12 protein-coding genes are annotated in these 14797 nt (G+C 70.0%); 8 read left to right on the top strand and 4 right to left on the bottom strand.

The features are described 5' to 3' along the window. The first annotated feature begins 124 nt into the window (after positions 1 to 124). Both ACGFY9_RS35850 and ACGFY9_RS35845 read left to right on the top strand, forming a co-directional pair. Positions 125 to 1615 carry an MFS transporter gene (locus ACGFY9_RS35850; RefSeq protein ID WP_393761233.1) on the top strand — a complete coding sequence of 497 codons (1491 nt, stop codon included), beginning with the start codon at positions 125 to 127 and terminating at the stop codon, positions 1613 to 1615. A gap of 375 nt (positions 1616 to 1990) precedes the next feature. Further along, positions 1991 to 5200: a TIM-barrel domain-containing protein gene (locus ACGFY9_RS35845; RefSeq protein ID WP_393761463.1), complete on the top strand. Its 3210-nt coding sequence runs from the start codon at positions 1991 to 1993 to the stop codon at positions 5198 to 5200. A gap of 7 nt (positions 5201 to 5207) precedes the next feature. On the opposite strand, the gene ACGFY9_RS35840 is transcribed toward ACGFY9_RS35845, so the two are convergent. The 3 genes from ACGFY9_RS35840 to ACGFY9_RS35830 all read right to left on the bottom strand — a co-directional run bounded on the left by ACGFY9_RS35840 (position 5208) and on the right by ACGFY9_RS35830 (position 8146). Next, positions 5208 to 6797, bottom strand: coding sequence for a flavin-containing monooxygenase (locus ACGFY9_RS35840; RefSeq protein ID WP_393761231.1), 1590 nt, complete (start codon positions 6795 to 6797; stop codon positions 5208 to 5210). Positions 6798 to 6799: 2 nt separating this feature from the next. Further along, the gene (locus ACGFY9_RS35835) at positions 6800 to 7264 is read right to left on the bottom strand and encodes a cupin domain-containing protein (RefSeq protein ID WP_327406873.1); all 465 of its coding nucleotides are present in this window, start codon (positions 7262 to 7264) and stop codon (positions 6800 to 6802) included. A 117-nt stretch (positions 7265 to 7381) separates the two neighbouring features. Then, on the bottom strand, positions 7382 to 8146 hold the full coding sequence (locus tag ACGFY9_RS35830) for an IclR family transcriptional regulator (protein WP_393761229.1): 765 nt from the start codon (positions 8144 to 8146) through the stop codon (positions 7382 to 7384). Between the two features lie 125 nt (positions 8147 to 8271). Between ACGFY9_RS35830 and ACGFY9_RS35825 the strand changes: the two genes are divergently transcribed. The 6 genes from ACGFY9_RS35825 to ACGFY9_RS35800 all read left to right on the top strand — a co-directional run bounded on the left by ACGFY9_RS35825 (position 8272) and on the right by ACGFY9_RS35800 (position 14168). Further along, positions 8272 to 9054 (top strand): SDR family oxidoreductase, encoded by a 783-nt coding sequence (locus tag ACGFY9_RS35825; protein ID WP_393761227.1) that lies wholly within the window; start codon positions 8272 to 8274, stop codon positions 9052 to 9054. Further along, complete coding sequence (locus ACGFY9_RS35820) at positions 9054 to 9557, top strand: cupin domain-containing protein (protein WP_393761225.1); 504 nt, start codon at positions 9054 to 9056, stop codon at positions 9555 to 9557. The genes ACGFY9_RS35825 and ACGFY9_RS35820 overlap by 1 nt, the downstream gene beginning before the upstream one ends. Further along, a complete protein-coding gene (locus ACGFY9_RS35815) occupies positions 9554 to 10432 on the top strand; it encodes an alpha/beta fold hydrolase (protein ID WP_393761224.1) in 879 nt (292 codons plus the stop codon). The genes ACGFY9_RS35820 and ACGFY9_RS35815 overlap by 4 nt, the downstream gene beginning before the upstream one ends. Further along, positions 10429 to 11364 carry a 2,3-dihydroxyphenylpropionate 1,2-dioxygenase gene (locus ACGFY9_RS35810; RefSeq protein WP_393761223.1) on the top strand — a complete coding sequence of 312 codons (936 nt, stop codon included), beginning with the start codon at positions 10429 to 10431 and terminating at the stop codon, positions 11362 to 11364. Before ACGFY9_RS35815 ends, ACGFY9_RS35810 begins: the two co-directional genes overlap by 4 nt. Before the next feature lie 131 nt (positions 11365 to 11495). Beyond that, positions 11496 to 11858, top strand: coding sequence for a nuclear transport factor 2 family protein (locus tag ACGFY9_RS35805; RefSeq protein ID WP_393761222.1), 363 nt, complete (start codon positions 11496 to 11498; stop codon positions 11856 to 11858). 291 nt (positions 11859 to 12149) lie between these two features. After that, a complete protein-coding gene (locus tag ACGFY9_RS35800; RefSeq protein ID WP_393761221.1) occupies positions 12150 to 14168 on the top strand; it encodes an ATP-binding protein in 2019 nt (672 codons plus the stop codon). A gap of 155 nt (positions 14169 to 14323) precedes the next feature. On the opposite strand, the gene ACGFY9_RS35795 is transcribed toward ACGFY9_RS35800, so the two are convergent. Continuing rightward, positions 14324 to 14545 (bottom strand): hypothetical protein, encoded by a 222-nt coding sequence (locus ACGFY9_RS35795; RefSeq protein WP_393761219.1) that lies wholly within the window; start codon positions 14543 to 14545, stop codon positions 14324 to 14326. Between the last annotated feature and the right edge of the window lie 252 nt (positions 14546 to 14797).

Here is a 14797-nt window from a genome sequence, read left to right as displayed (position 1 = left end):
CAGCCCGGTGACCACCACGAAGCCCCAACTCCCGTGCCACACCTTGCCGTTCGCGCCCCGGACCGCCGGACACGCCGTACGCCAGGGCCGCGGAACGCACCATCCCTGATCGAGGAGAACGAACATGCCGTCGCACACGCCCCTCCCGATCGACACCCGTCGGCGGGCGGGGCTCGTCCTCGCCGTGTGCTGCCTCAGCCTGCTGATCACCGCCCTGGACACCACCGCCGCGAACGTCGCCCTGCCCGCCGTGGGAGACGATCTGCACGCCCCGGTGAGCGGGCTGCAGTGGACCGTCGACGGTTACACCCTCGCCGTCGCCGCCTTCATGATGCTCGCCGGATCCACCGCGGACCGGATCGGACGACGCCGGGTGTTCCAGGCCGGGCTGCTCCTCTTCACCGCCGGTTCGCTGGCCTGTTCCCTGGCTCCGAGTCTCGGCTGGTTGATCGCCTTCCGGGTCGCCCAGGGTCTGGGCGCCAGCATGCTCAACCCGGTCGCCCTGTCGATCATCACGCACGCCTTCCCCGATCCGCGCGAGCGCGCCCGTGCGATCGGGCTGTGGGGCACCACGGTCGGCCTGTCCCTGGCCGCAGGACCGGTGGTGGGCGGTCTGCTGGTCGCCTCGGCCGGCTGGCGCTCGATCTTCTGGATCAACATCCCGATCGGAGTCGCCGCCCTGGTGCTCGCCGCCATCTTCATCCCCGAATCCAGGGCCGCCGCGCCCCGACGCCCCGACCCGGTCGGCCAGTTCCTCGTCGTTGCGATCCTCACCTCGCTGATCTTCGCGATCATCGAAGGCTCCCGGCAGGGCTACGCCAGTGCCCTCATCGTCGCCCTGTTCATCCTGGCCGCGGGCGCGGCCGTAGCGCTGCCCGCCTACGAACGGCGTCGCCAACAGCCCCTGGTGGACCCGGTGTTCTTCCGTTCGGTCCCGTTCACCGGCTCCTTCGTCGCCGCCGTCACGGCGTTCCTCGTGCTGTCCGGGTTCCTGTTCCTCAACACCCTCTACCTGCAGGACGTACGCGGCTGCAGCGCGCTGGAGGCCGGTCTGCTGACCGTGCCGATGGCCGCCGGCACCGCGCTGGCCTCACCGCTGTCCGGACGCCTCACCGCGGCGCGCGGCCCCCGCCCGCCGCTGGTCGCCGCGGGCCTGCTGATCGCCGTCGCCGCACTGACGCTGACGACACTCACCCCGACCACGCCGTGGGCGACCCTGCTCGCCGCCTATGTACTGTTCGGCATCGGATTCGGCCTGGTCAACGCCCCGATCACCAGCACTGCCGTAGCGGGGATGCCGCGTGCCCAGGCCGGGGTGTCCGCCGCGATCACCACCACCGGCCGGCAGATCGGCAACAATCTCGGCGTCGCGGTCCTCGGCTCGATCGTCACCGCCCGCACCCGCGCCCCGGGCGGACCCGGCCTCGCCACCGCCGGCCACCCGGGCTGGTGGATCCTCGCCACCGGCGGCCTCGTGATCACGGCGATAGGCGTGGCGACCACGACAGCCCGCGCCACCGCCACCGCCGCCCAGGTCGCCGCGCGCTTTCCGGCCGAGCCGGTCGTCACAGCGGTGAGCGCCGCGCCCGCGGTACCCGGCAGCGCCCAGGCCTGACACCACATCAGCGCTGCGCCACGGCATCCGGGGCGGCCCGTGGCCGTTGGTCACGCCACTGCCGCAAGAGGCCCGAACACGCCTGCCGCAGCGCGGAGTTCGGCACCAGGATGTACGCGCCGTCCCCCTTCCCGCCCAGAACCCCACCCGGCTGAACCAATGCGCACAGGAACCCTCAGCCGCAAGGGTTGACAACGATGTCGGCCAGGAGCAGATTCCACCAGGCGCGAACGGGAACCGGCACACCTCCACCACGGGCCCACGTGGCCCCACTCCAGGACGGAGCTGTCCGTGAGAAGACGATCGGCGTCACGCACCACACGCTTCCCGCGAAGACACGTCACGGTCCTCGCCCTCATCAGCACCCTGGCCGCCATGCTCGTGACCGGAACCGGAGCGGCCTCGGCGCACGCGGCGGCCAACCACCGTGCCGCATCGGTGACTTCGGGCGACGCGCGCTTCCAGGTCCTGTCCCCGACCCTGATCCGCACGGAGTACGCGCAGGACGGGAAGTTCACCGACAGCGCGACGTTCAACGCGATCGGCCGCACCGCGTTCACACCGCCCCCGTACACATCGAGTACGTCCAACGGCTGGCTGACCATCACCACGAGCGCGCTCACCCTCAAGTACCAGGTGGATTCAGGGCCGTTCGACGCGCAGAACCTCTCCGTGCACCTGTCGGCCGGCGGGTCGGCGGTCGACGCGAGCCCGTGGCACCGGCTCACCTGCGGCCTGGGCGCCCTGTGCGAGGCCGAGCAACTGCCCCACAGCGGGGCCGGTTTCGCCACGGACCACGACGGCTACACCGGGTCCGGGTTCCTCGCCGGTTTCGAGGGGACGGGCGACTCCGTGTCGGCCGACGTCAATGTCAGCGCGGCGGGGACGTACACATTCGACGCGCGCTACGCCAACTCCGTCGGCGGGGACGGCCAGAACACCACCCGCACCCTCACGCTGTCGGTGGACGGCGGCGCGAGCCGCACGGTGAGTCTGCCGACCACCGCCAACTGGAACACCTGGGGTCTCGCGAGCAGCGCGGTCCAACTCGGCGCCGGACAGCACACGTTGACGCTGACGAGGACCGCCGCCGACTCCGGGGACATCAACCTCGACAGCGTCGCCCTGGTGAACCAGGGCAGCGGCTTCCCCTCCACCTCCACGACCGCGATCACGAGTTGCGGATACGGCGTGAACTGCGAGGCGGAGGCCGACCGCGTCTCGGGTACGGCGATCACCGCCACCGATCACGCCGGGTACTCCGGGAGCGGCTTCGTCGCCGAACTCAACCAGGGCACAAGCGCGTTGACCCGCGTGGTCGGCGTACCGGCCGACGGCACCTACGCGTTGCGGGTGCGCTACGCCAACGCCACCGGCAGCGACGGGCTCTACCAGACCCGTACGGCGACGGTGTCGTCCGGCGGCACCACGCGGACCCTGTCGCTGCCGGTCACCGGCAACTGGGACACCTGGAGCACCGCCTCCGTCCCCGTCGCTCTCAAGGCCGGGGCGAACGACATCACCGTCGGCTGCCCGGACGCCGCGAGCTGTCACGTCAACCTCGACACGGTCTCCGTCACGGCGGCCAACTCCCCTGCCCCGCAACCGCACTTGGCGCTCGGCGGCTACCGCCGCAGCCTCGACGGCGTCGACGGCGACAACGGGGCGCCGGCCACCACACCCGGCCTGCTCTACAAGGACGGCTGGTACCTCCTCGACGACACCTCCTCCGCCCTGTACGACACCGGCACCCACCAGGTCACCCAGCGCCCCTCCCACGGCGGCGCGCCGTACCAGGACGGCTATGTCTTCGGCTACGGCCACGACTACCAGCGGGCGCTGACCGACCTGGCCACCCTCACCGGTCCGCCCGAACTGCTTCCCCAATGGGCGTACGGCGTTTGGTATTCGGAGTACATCGACCGCACCGCCGCCGACTACGAGAACAGGATCCTGCCCGCCTTCCGCGCCGAGGGTGTGCCCCTCGACGTCCTGGTGACCGACACGGACTTCAAGTCACCCAACACGTGGAGCGGTTGGGAGATCGACCAGTCCAAGTTCCCTGATCCGAAGGGGTTCTTCGACTGGGCCGCCTCCCAGGGGCTGCACAACACGCTCAACATCCACCCGAGCATCCTGAGCAGCGACCCGCAGTTCACGCAGGCCCAGGCGACCGCCAAGGGCAAGCTGCACAAGGGGGGTTGCGCGCCCGCCGCGAGCAGCGGTGCCGGTGACTGCTACACCTTCGACTGGGGCGACCCCGACCAGCTCAAGGCGTACATGGACCTGCATCAGACGATGGACCAGCAGGGCAACGACTTCTGGTGGCTGGACTGGTGCTGCGACGCCTCCCAGTCCTCGCTGCCCGGTGTCACTCCCGACGCGTGGATCAACCAGCAGTACGCGACGGACGCCGACAAGACCATCGGCCGGGGCTTCGCCGTCTCCCGCGCCTACGGCTCGCTCCAGGCGGGCGGTTACAGCGGCCAGCAGGGGCTGCCCACCGGGCCGTGGGCCGACAAGCGCACCACCGTCCACTTCACCGGTGACACCTCCTCCACTTGGGGCACCCTGAAGGCCGAGGTCGGCTACACGCCCGGTGAGGCGGCCGCCACCGGCATGTCGGCGATCAGCCATGACATCGGCGGCCACAACGACACGACGAACCTGACCGGTTCGGAGACCTACACCGCCGACGGCACGACCCACACCACGCACAAACTCCCCGACGACATGTACGCCCGCTGGGTCCAGCTCGGCACCTTCCAGCCCATCGACCGCCTGCACAGCAACCACAGCGACCGCCTGCCCTGGCAGTACGGCACGGCGGCCCGCGCCTCGGCCGACAAGTTCCTCAACCTCCGCGAGAACCTGGTGCCCTACACCTACTCGCTCGCGCAGCAGGCCAACACGACCGGCGTCCCGGTCACCCGCCCGATGTACCTGCAGTACCCCAACGAGCCGCAGGCGTACGCCACTTCGGGCAGCGAGTACTTCTACGGCCCCGACATGCTCGTCGCCCCCGTCACCACGCCCGGCGCCACGGCGACGACCTCGGTGTGGTTCCCGCCGGGCAGCCAGTGGACCGACTACTTCACCGGTCAGACCTACGCCGGCGGCACCACCCAGAACATCACCTCCGGCCTCGACACCATGCCGGTGTTCGTCCGGGCGGGCGCCGTCATCCCGACCCGCACGAACGACGTCACCAGCAACGACAAGGCCCCGCTGACCAAGGTCACGCTCACCGTCGCCGCGGGCGCCTCCGGCATCTCCACCCTCTACGAGGACGACGGGACCACCGGCACCGGGCGGGGCCACAGCGCCGTCACGAAGATCCGGTACCGGGAGAACGGCACCCGGCACACGGTGACGATCGATCCTCCGGCCGGAAGCTTCCACGGCCAGATCAGAAACCGGCACTGGACCGTCTCGCTCCTCGGCGTCACCGCCCCGAACACCGTCCGAGTGGGAGGGGCCCGACTCCCTTCCCACGCCTACCACTTCGACAGCACGACCAGCACCCTGACCGTCACACTCCCGGCGCGGAGCGTGCGCACGCCGATCACCATGACGTTCGGTTGATCGACTCCTAGCCGGTCGGCACGTCCGACTGGGCCTGCCGTGTACTTCCCGGCCCGGTAGCAGGGTCCGAGCTGTCCGGGCCGGGAAGGAGGCGCAGTCGGTCCCCGTGTCGGGGCTCGATCAGTGCCAGGCGCTTCAGCAGCTTCGGGGTCAGGCGTCGGTACGCGGCCGGATCGACCGGGCCGAGCCAATGGGCGGCGCGGACAAGCGGGTTGATGTCGATGTCCAGGTCGCCGAGCACTTCGTCGGCGTTGTGCATCGAGAACGGGATGATCTTGGTGCCGCGGCAGTGGTGCGTGTCGGTGGCGATGTCCATGAAGGCGAGTTGTTCCACGACCGCGTGCCGCATGGTCCCGGTGTCGGGTGTCGCCAGCGCGCCGGCGAGGTCGGCGGCGATCCACAGGGCGGCGATCTCGGCGTTGAGCGGGCTGAAGAAGGAGGAGTTGTAGCCGTTGAAGTACAGGCCGGGGATCCCGAGGGGCAGGATCTGGCGGTAGAGCATGAAGTTGCCGCGCTCGTCGAGGAGTTGCTCGCGGACTTTCTCGGGCAGGAACGGGACGCCCTGGGTGAAGCCGGTGGCGCAGACCATCAGGTCCGCGGGCAGCACGGTGCCGTCGGAGAGGCGGGCGGAGGGCTTGCCGTCCACGACGAGGAGCTGCTCGATGGTGCGGTCCCGGTGGACGGTGATGTCGCCCGCGGTGACGGCCTCGAAGAAGCCCTCGGTCGCGAGGCCGATCGCGCCGCGCACGATGTCCTCCATCGTCCCCCGGGGCACCAGATCCAGCCGCTTCAGGCCGAGTTGGCGTATCGACACCGTGCCGATGGAGTTGATCATCCGGCGGCGCAGGCCGTTGCCGGGGCCGTGCAGGAAGCGTTCGAAGCCTCGCGGGCGGATGTACCGGAACAGCGCTTCGCCGAGCCGGGTGAGCAGCAGCATCTTGAAGTTGAGTCTGCCGCCGATCTTGCGCGGGACCTTCCACAGCAGTTGGCGCGCGATCACGTCGGTGCGGGCGGCGACGGCGCTGATCGGCACGGCCACGTCGCAGGCCGACTTGCCGTAGCCGACGACGAGGACATGGCGGTCGCGCGCCTGTTCGGCGTCGTGGAACTCGGTGCCCGCGCACACCCGGCCGCCGGCCGCGGTGAACTCCGCCAGGCCGTCGAACCTCGGGACCGCCGGTTCGCAGAACACCCCATTGGCGACGACGAGACGGTCGTACGTCTCCGTGCTGTGTGTGCCCGCGGAGTCGCGGTACTCGACGCTCCACGCGCCGTCGGCGGTCGGCCGTGCAGAGAGCACCTCGGTGCTCAGGCGCAGGACGGGTTCGAGTCCGAAGTGCGCGGTGTAGTCGGCGAGGTAGGACTGGACCTGAGCGCCGTCGGGCCACTCGGGGAAGTCCGCGGGCATGGGGAAGTCGGAGAAGGAGTACTGCGCCTTCGGGCTCTGTGTGGTGACTCCCGGGTAGCGGCGTGTGCGGCTCCACACGCCGCCGACGTCCGGGGTCTTGTCGAACACGTCCGTCCGGTGACCGGCCTGGGTGAGCACCTTCGCGGTGACCAGGCCGGCGACACCGGCACCGATGATGGCGATCCTCATGATCAGGCGACCTCGGGCGGCAGTTGGAGCTCGATGCCGAAGTCGGCCATGATTTTCTTCATCAGCCCGATGTCCTTCGGGCCGGGTGGCATGTCCGCGAGCGTCTGGTAGTAGGCCTCAAGGCCGGCCGGCGAGACGACGGAGATGACGCGCGACTCCTCCTGGTAGGGGTTGCGGAAGGCGTGGATCACGTCGCGCGGCAGGTAGAGGTAGTCGCCGTGTTCGAGGACGAAGTCCTTGCCGCCGAGGTGCACGTCGAGCCGTCCGGCGAGGCAGATGAAGGACTCGTCCTCACGGGTGTGCAGGTGGGGCGGCGGTCCGTCGGTCTCCGGCGGGACCGTGTACTCGAACAGCGAGTACGCGTCGTGTGTCGCGGCACCGTCCGCCTTGAGGGTGATGCCCAGCCCGATCGCCGCGATCTTGTGTCCGTCGCGGGAGGGCAGCATGTAGCCACCGCCTAGAGTCACCGTCGTCTCCTTCCGGTCGCCACCGTGGCCGACCGGCCACGGCGCTGGTCTGCTGCGCCCAGCGTGGGTTCGGCACGGCCGATGCGCAATGATCCAGTCCCACCGGCTGGGACTTTTTCAACGACGGTTGCTGTAGGCCCGCGAGGCCGCCGCCGCGGCGAGCCGTACCGCGGGCCCGGCCCGGTCGGCGCGGACCAGGGCGGTGGGCCCGGTGACGGACAGGGCCGCGGCGACCGCGCCGGAGGGGCCGAAGATCGGGGCGGCGACGCAGCTCACGCCGATGTTGCCCTCCTCGCGCTCCACCGCCCAGCCCCTGGCCGGGACGGCGGTCAGCTCGCGGATCACGGCTTCCTTGGTGGTCAGCGTGCGCGGGTTGCGCGGCGGCGTTCCGGCATCGAGTACTGCGTCGATGGTCTCGGTCTCGCTGTAGGCCAGGATGGCCCGGCCCAGCGCCGAGCAGTACGCCGGGATGATCCCGCCGACCTGGGAGAGCATCGGCATGGGGCGGTGTCCGGTGATCTTCTCGACGACCAGGATCTGCTCGCCCTCCAGGACGCCGAGCTGCACGGTGTTCCTGGTCGCGCTGTGCAGGTCCTGCAGGTAGGGCAGCACGGCCTCGCGCAGTTCGAGCCGGATCGGCGCCAGGCTCGCGATCTCGAAGAGCCGGTTGCCGATCCGGTAGTGGCCCTGGGGTTTGTCCAGCCAGCCGAGCCGGATCATCCGGTCCGCGGTGCGGTGGGTGGTCGACCGGGGCAGCCCGCAGCGGGCCACGAGCGCGGAGAGGCTCAGTTCGCGGTGTGCCGCGTCGAAGGCGCCGAGGATCGCCGCCGCGCGCTCAAGGCCCGAGGTCTCGGTCTTGCTGTCCCGCGCAGTGGGACTCATCTCTTGTTCCCCGGGGGTCATGCCGGTCACGCTAAGGCTGTCCCCGCCCGGCGGACAAGGGGAGGGCTCGGCCACGACCGTCCCCGCCGGCGGACCTGGGGCGGATTCTGGAGGATGCCAACATCATGCGGACAGCATTGGTCGGCGGCGGTGCGAGCGGTATCGGGCACGCGGTCGCGGAACGCCTGGCCGGTTCGGGCGACCGGGTGGTGATCACCGGCCGTCGCGCCGAGGCCCTCGAAGCCGCGGCCACGCGGCTCACAGGCGCCGTGGGCGACGGTCCGGCTCGCGAGGTGCACGCCCTGGTGAGCGACATGGCCGATCCCGCCTCGGCCGTAGCGGCGATGGAAGAGGTCGACGACCGGTACGGCGGCCTCGACGTGCTCGTGCTGAACGCCGGTGGTCCGCCGCCCGGCGGGATCCTCGACCTCGACGACGCGCGGTGGCGGGAGGCGTCCGAGCTGTTGCTGCTCGGCCCGCTGCGGCTGGCCCGCTGCGCGATGCCGGGCATGGCGAAGCGGGGCTTCGGGCGGGTGGTGTTCGTGACGTCCACGGCGGTACGGCAGCCGCAGCCCGACCTGGCGGCGTCGGTGGTGCTGCGTTCCGCGGTCACGGCCGCGGCCAAGCTGCTCTCCCGCGAGTTCGCGGCCGCGGGCGTGACCGTCAACTGCGTTGCCCCCGGCGCCACTTCGACCGAGCGGCGCACCCAGATCCTGACCAGCCGGGCACACGCCACGCACCAGGGATTCGACGAACTCGACGCGCAGGACCTCGCGCACATTCCGGCCGGGCGGGCCGCGCGACCGGCGGAGATCGCGGCCGCCGTGGCGTTCCTGGCCTCCGACGAGGCGGCGTACATCAACGGGACCGTGCTCACGGTCGACGGCGGAAGGACGGAGACGATCTGATGGCGGAATCAGGATCCGGCTTCACCATGGGTGATTTCCTCGGCTCGATCCACGACACCGTGCGGCCCGGTACGGCGCGGCCGGTCGTCGTGCACGCCGACCAGCTCGCGCCCCTGCCCGCCGACCAGGTGCACAACCCGACCGTGCTGGCGATCGCCGGGCTGCTGCCGACGGCCAGCTTCGAACTCTTCCGGCAGACCATCCCGGCGGGTCTCAGTTCGGACATGCAGCGCCACCATCACGAGACGGTGCACTTCGTCATCAGCGGGCATGGCCACAGCGAGGTGGAGGACGACACCGAACCCTGGGCCACCGGCGACTTCATCTACACCCCGCCCTGGACCTGGCACCGCCACTACAACGACTCCCGGACCGAGCCGGTCGAGTTCCTCACCATCGAGAACTCCCGTCTGCTGAACCTGCTGGGCGTCGGCCGCCGGCAGAGCGCGGGCCTGGTCACGGTCGCCGAAGCCCGCGCGCGATTCAAGGAGGAGCAGGCATGAGCCCGTTGCCCGCCCACATCGGCATCTGGGGCGAACTGTCCGACGTGGAGCACGAGTTGCGCTTCGTCGACGTCGCCGGCGTCCGCACCCGGGTCCTGCGCGCAGGAGCCGGCCCCGAGTTGATCCTGCTGCACGGCACCGGCGGACACCTGGAGGCCTACGCCCGGGACATCGCCGGGCTCGCCGCCGACTTCCGTGTCACCGCCTACGACATGGTCGGCCATGGCTGGTCCGACCTCCCGGACCGGCCTTACACGATCGACGTGCTCTCCGACCATCTCATCGGCCTGATGGACGAGTTGGGGATCGACTCGGCGCACCTGTCCGGCGAATCACTCGGCGGATGGGTCACCGCGTGGACCGCGGCCCACCACCCCGACCGCGTCGAACGACTCGTGCTCAACACCCCCGGGAACATCGCCAACAAGCCCGAGGTGATGGTCAAAATGCGCGAGAGCACCCTGGCCGCCGTCCGGGACCCGAGCGACGAAACCGTGCGCCGCCGGGTCGAGTTCCTCTTCCACGACACCTCGATGGTCACCGACGAGCTGGTGAATCTACGGCGTGCCGTCTACGGCCGCCCCGGCTTCCTGCGCGCGATCGAGAACACCTTGGTGCTCCAAGACCCCGAAGTACGCAAGGACTTCGCCTGGGACCCCGCCTGGGTCGGTGGCATCACCGCGCCCACACTCCTGTTGTGGACCGACCACGACCCGACCGGCGGACTCGACGAGGCGGCGATGCTCCAGAGCTGGCTGCCCGACGCCCGCCTGCACGTCATCGAGGACGCGGGCCACTGGCCGCAGTGGGAGAAGCCCGCTGAATTCCTGCGCGCCCACCGCGACTTCCTCCTCCTCGGCAAGGACCCGGTATGAGCGAGATCCTCGGCCTGGCCGCCATGTCCCACTCCCCGTTCGCCACCCTGCTGCCGCCCGACGGTCCCGAGCAGCCCGGCGGAAAGTTCCTATCCGAGGCGGCCCGGCTCTCCCGGACGGTCGCACGGTTCGCGCCCGACGCGGTCGTGGTCATCGGCCCCGACCACTTCCACGCGAACTTCTACGACGCGATGCCGCCGTTCCTCATTGGCGTCGAACACGCCGTCGGATTCGGCGACTTCGGCAGCAGGCCGGGCCCGCTGCCCGTCGCCGGCGAACTGGCCTGGTCCGTGTACGACGGGCTCACCCGCGCCGGTTTCGACCTGTCGCTGTCGTACTCGCTGACCATCGACCACGGACTCGTGCAGAGCTACGAGATGGTGTGCGGCGGCACCGACATCCCGATGGTCCCGCTCGTCGTCAACACCGCCGCTCCCCCGCTGCCGACCATGGAACGCTGCATCGGCTTCGGCCGGGCGCTCGGCGACACCCTGCGCGGCGACGGCGCCGCCGGCCGGGTCCTGCTCATCGCGAGCGGCGGCCTCTCCCACTGGCTGCCGAGCAACGACCCGCGCGATCCGGCGATGGCCGGGGACCGCCGGCACTCGGTGATCCACGGCCGCGAGGACGCCCGCGCCTTCGCGGCCGCGCGTGAACCCCGGGTCCGGGCGATGGGCGGCGACCCGCACGCGCACGTCAACAGCGCGTGGGACCGCTGGTTCCTCAAGCAGTTGGGGACGGGAGAGTCCGAGCCGATCGCGGCCCTCGGTGACGCGGGTCTTGAGGAGCAGGCGGGCAGCGGCGGGCACGAGATCCGCACGTGGCTGATCGGGCAGGCGGCGGTACGGGCGCCGCTGGTGTGGAGCGCGTACGAACCGGTTCCGGAGTGGATCACCGGGATGGGGATGGGGGCCACCTTCGAGGTGGAGTAAGGCGCCCGGTTCTGCGGCGGCGTCGCGAGGGGGTATCAACTGGGTTTGGTGCAGGCCGAGTTGGGGATTCCCGGCCGGGGCGCCCGGCTTAAGATCAACACGGCGGAAGCGGAGAAATGAAAGGAAGCCGTGTGTCTGCGTTCCCCGACAATCCGCGGAAGGCGATCTCGACCCAGGATCTCGAAGCACTGGTCGCCCGCTTCACCGAGGACTACCGCTGCGACATGCCGACGCACCCGGCGCGGAGATTCATGGGGCAGGACGTCGTACGCAGGAACTGGACCGGCCTCTTCGCCCGCGTGCCGGACACCGAGGCGCGTGTGCTGCGGTCCGTCCAGGACGGCGACGTCGTCTGGAGCGAGTGGGAGATGGCCGGCACCGCTGTCGACGACACTCCCTTTCTGGTGAGGGGCGTGGTCGTCGCGCGCACCGAGGGCGACCGGGTCGCGCAGGCGAGCTTCTATCTGGATCCGGTCGAGCAGGAAGGTGCATGAACTTCCTGCGGGTCAGCGGAAGATGGAGGAGTCACGCTCCGAAAATCCGTGCCCGCATCCGCACCTCTCAACGGCTGCCGAGCCGTTCCGCATCGCGCAACCGCCGTCATCGGAGGCCGCCGAGAGCCCGCCGAATCGATACACCCGCCACAGCACTTCACTCCGTCGGCCACAGGAACCGTTCGATCGAATAGTTGCCAACTCCGATCACTTGTGACCGTTTTCAATGAGAGGGTTTAGCCCCTCGTGCGGTCCGTGCAGGATGGAACCGTGTTAGGCAACCTCCCAGTGATGACGACCAGCTTTGTCGGCCGCGAAAGCGAACTCGACACAGTCAAGACGGCGTTGGCGCAGCAGCGATGCGTCACGCTCACCGGTGGTGGCGGTGTCGGGAAGAGCCGCCTGGCGCTGCGCGTCGCGGAGCAGGTCCGGGGGCAGTACGCCGACGGGGTCTGGTGGATCGACCTGTCCAACCTCTACGACGACCGGTTGTTCACCGCGACGGTCTGCGACGCGGTCGATCTCCTGGACCACAATCCGCGCGCCCCGGTCGAGGCGTTGTGCGAGTGGCTGACCGGTCGGCAGGTTCTCCTCGTCTTCGACTGCTGCGAACGGGTGTTGGCCTCCTGCCTGCTCCTGGTGAGCGAACTCCTCGCCGCAGCGCCCCAGTTGACCGTGCTGGCCACCAGCAGACAGGCCATCGGGGTCCGGATCGAGCACCGTATCGAGGTGACTCCGCTCTCCCTGGACGAGGGCGGCGGCGGAGACGCCGTACGGCTGTTCCGGGAGCGCTGTGCCTCGGCCTCGCCCGCGCTGTCCCTGGACTCCCCCAGATCGGCCGAAGCCGTCTCCGCCATCTGCCGCCGCCTGGAGGGGATCCCGCTCGCGGTCGAACTCGCCTGTGCGCGCCTGCGGGAGAGCAGCCTCGCGGAGATCGCCGAGCGTCTCGGTTCACGGCTGGACACGCTCGTGGACGAGACGGTGTGGCCCAGGCGACACCGCGCGCTTCGTACGGCGATCGGCTGGAGCCATGAACTGTGCTCGCCGCTGGAGCGGTTGCTGTGGGCCAGGCTGTCCGTCTTCCGCGGTCCCCTCGACGTGGCCGACGCTCAGTCCGTCTGCGCGGGCGGCCCACTCATTGCCGACGACATCCCGTGGCTTCTGGAGCGGCTGGTCGACCAGTCAGTGCTCCAACAGGTGGGCGACCGCTACCGGATGCTGGACACACTCTGCGAGTACGGCGCCATGTGGCTCGCGGAACTCGGTGAGGCGGACGCCCTCGCCCGGCTCCACGCCGCGCACTTCGCCGCCATGTTGGCCGAGGCCGAGGCCGGTTGGCTCAGTGACCGGCAGGTCGCCTGGTACGCGCGGATCTCGGCGACCCACGCGGACGTGCGCGCCGCGCTCGACCACCTCATCGAGACGGATCCGGATGCCGCCGTCGAGATGGCCGGCCGCACGGGCCTGTTCTGGCCCTGTTGCGGACACCTCCACGAATCCCGCGACTATCTAGAACGCGTCCTGGCCCTCGACACCCCCAAAGGCCCGTCCCGCACCCGTGCGCTCTGGGCCCTGGGGATCACGCTCACCCTCCAGGGCGACCACCGGACCGCCCTGCGCATCGGGGACCAGTGCACCGAGGCGGCGTGCGAGGACGGCACTCCACAGTCCGAACTCTTCGCCGCCCACACCGTCGGCCTGACCCACCTCATGGCGGGCCGTCCCGAGACCGCGTACGACGTGTGCGACCAGGCGCTGATCAGGCACGGCACGTCGCCGCCGTCGGGCGCGCCGCAGCTGTGCTGCATGGTGATCCGGACGTTCGCCCACTCCGCGCTGGGCCGCCTGGCCGAGGCCTACGAGGCGGCCATCGCCCTGCGCCGGCTCAGCGTCCGGTACGGCGAGCACTGGGCCCGGTCGTACGCGTTCCACCAACTCGCCTTCATAGACCTTCTCCAGGGTCGCCCGCACGACGCCGAACTCCATGCCCGGGCCATGCTCACCAGCAAGCACAACCTCAACGACAACCTCGGCATCGCCCTCGCGCTCGACCTCCTCACCGGGGCGAACGCGGTCCAGGGCAACGGCATCGCGGCCGCGCGCACGTCCGGCACCGGGAACACGTTCTGGCGCATGCTCGGCCACCCGAACCACGGCACCCCCGAACTGTCCGAGGTCCGCGACCAGTGGGAGTCCCAAGCCCGCAAGTCGGTGGGCGACGACGCCTACGACAAGGCCTTCACCAACGCCCTGAACGACGACGCCGAACAGGGCCTCGCCCTGGTGATGCAGGGCCCGATTCCCTCCTGACCGTGGCTTTCGCGGTCAGGAAGGAAGAGCGGGAACCTGCCGTGCGCCACGCAGGAAGCCAAGGGGGAGCATCTGCTCCTATGCCTGTGCAGGCTTCCGCGATCGCCGCGTGTTGGGCTGCGCACACAGCCTCTCTCCGAAGAGTCACATGCGGTTCAGGCGTAGCAGCGCGAGCGGGTGCCGATGCGGATGCCGGTCACGTTGCCGTAGCCCTGGATGCGCAGAGAGGCCTGGCGGCCCGGTTCGACGCAGCTGGTGTAGCCACTGCTGTAGAGGAAGTACGCGACACCGTAGTGCCGGGCGTTGTAGGCGTACCTGACGTCGGTACGGCTGAAGGTCTGCCAGTAGTCCGTGACGTATTTGGAAGCGCCCACCATGACCTCATGGCGTTCGTACAGACAGACGTACGGATGCCTGCATCCACTGAGCGATGACGATGACGCGTGGGCTGTCGTTCCGGTCGCCAGACCTGACCCTATGAGCAGCGCGGCGGACGCGCACAGCACGGCGAATCGTTGCACAAGACGATGACGCATGTCCTTTTCCCCCTCGTTGTACGGACGACGAGCCCATCAGTGCCCGGCCTCGAACAGGAGGGCGTGCGAGGGTGGTGCGGACGTGTGGGTACG

It is taken from the genome of Streptomyces sp. NPDC048504 (assembly GCF_043200035.1).
Classification (GTDB): domain Bacteria; phylum Actinomycetota; class Actinomycetes; order Streptomycetales; family Streptomycetaceae; genus Streptomyces.
The sequence above is the reverse complement of the archived record's forward strand: the minus strand, read 5'-3'. Positions and strand labels throughout refer to the sequence as shown.

Bases quoted from the DNA above. Each gene is read 5' to 3' on its own strand.
- ACGFY9_RS35840 (WP_393761231.1), bottom strand. From the start codon at position 6,797: ATGAGGATCGCCATCATCGGTGCCGGTGTCGCCGGCCTGGTCACCGCG.
- ACGFY9_RS35845 (WP_393761463.1), top strand. From the start codon at position 1,991: ATGCTCGTGACCGGAACCGGAGCGGCCTCGGCGCACGCGGCGGCCAAC.
- ACGFY9_RS35825 (WP_393761227.1), top strand. From the start codon at position 8,272: ATGCGGACAGCATTGGTCGGCGGCGGTGCGAGCGGTATCGGGCACGCG.
- ACGFY9_RS35815 (WP_393761224.1), top strand. From the start codon at position 9,554: ATGAGCCCGTTGCCCGCCCACATCGGCATCTGGGGCGAACTGTCCGAC.
- ACGFY9_RS35820 (WP_393761225.1), top strand. From the start codon at position 9,054: ATGGCGGAATCAGGATCCGGCTTCACCATGGGTGATTTCCTCGGCTCG.
- ACGFY9_RS35795 (WP_393761219.1), bottom strand. From the start codon at position 14,545: ATGGTGGGCGCTTCCAAATACGTCACGGACTACTGGCAGACCTTCAGC.
- ACGFY9_RS35810 (WP_393761223.1), top strand. From the start codon at position 10,429: ATGAGCGAGATCCTCGGCCTGGCCGCCATGTCCCACTCCCCGTTCGCC.
- ACGFY9_RS35800 (WP_393761221.1), top strand. From the start codon at position 12,150: ATGACGACCAGCTTTGTCGGCCGCGAAAGCGAACTCGACACAGTCAAG.
- ACGFY9_RS35850 (WP_393761233.1), top strand. From the start codon at position 125: ATGCCGTCGCACACGCCCCTCCCGATCGACACCCGTCGGCGGGCGGGG.
- ACGFY9_RS35830 (WP_393761229.1), bottom strand. From the start codon at position 8,146: ATGAGTCCCACTGCGCGGGACAGCAAGACCGAGACCTCGGGCCTTGAG.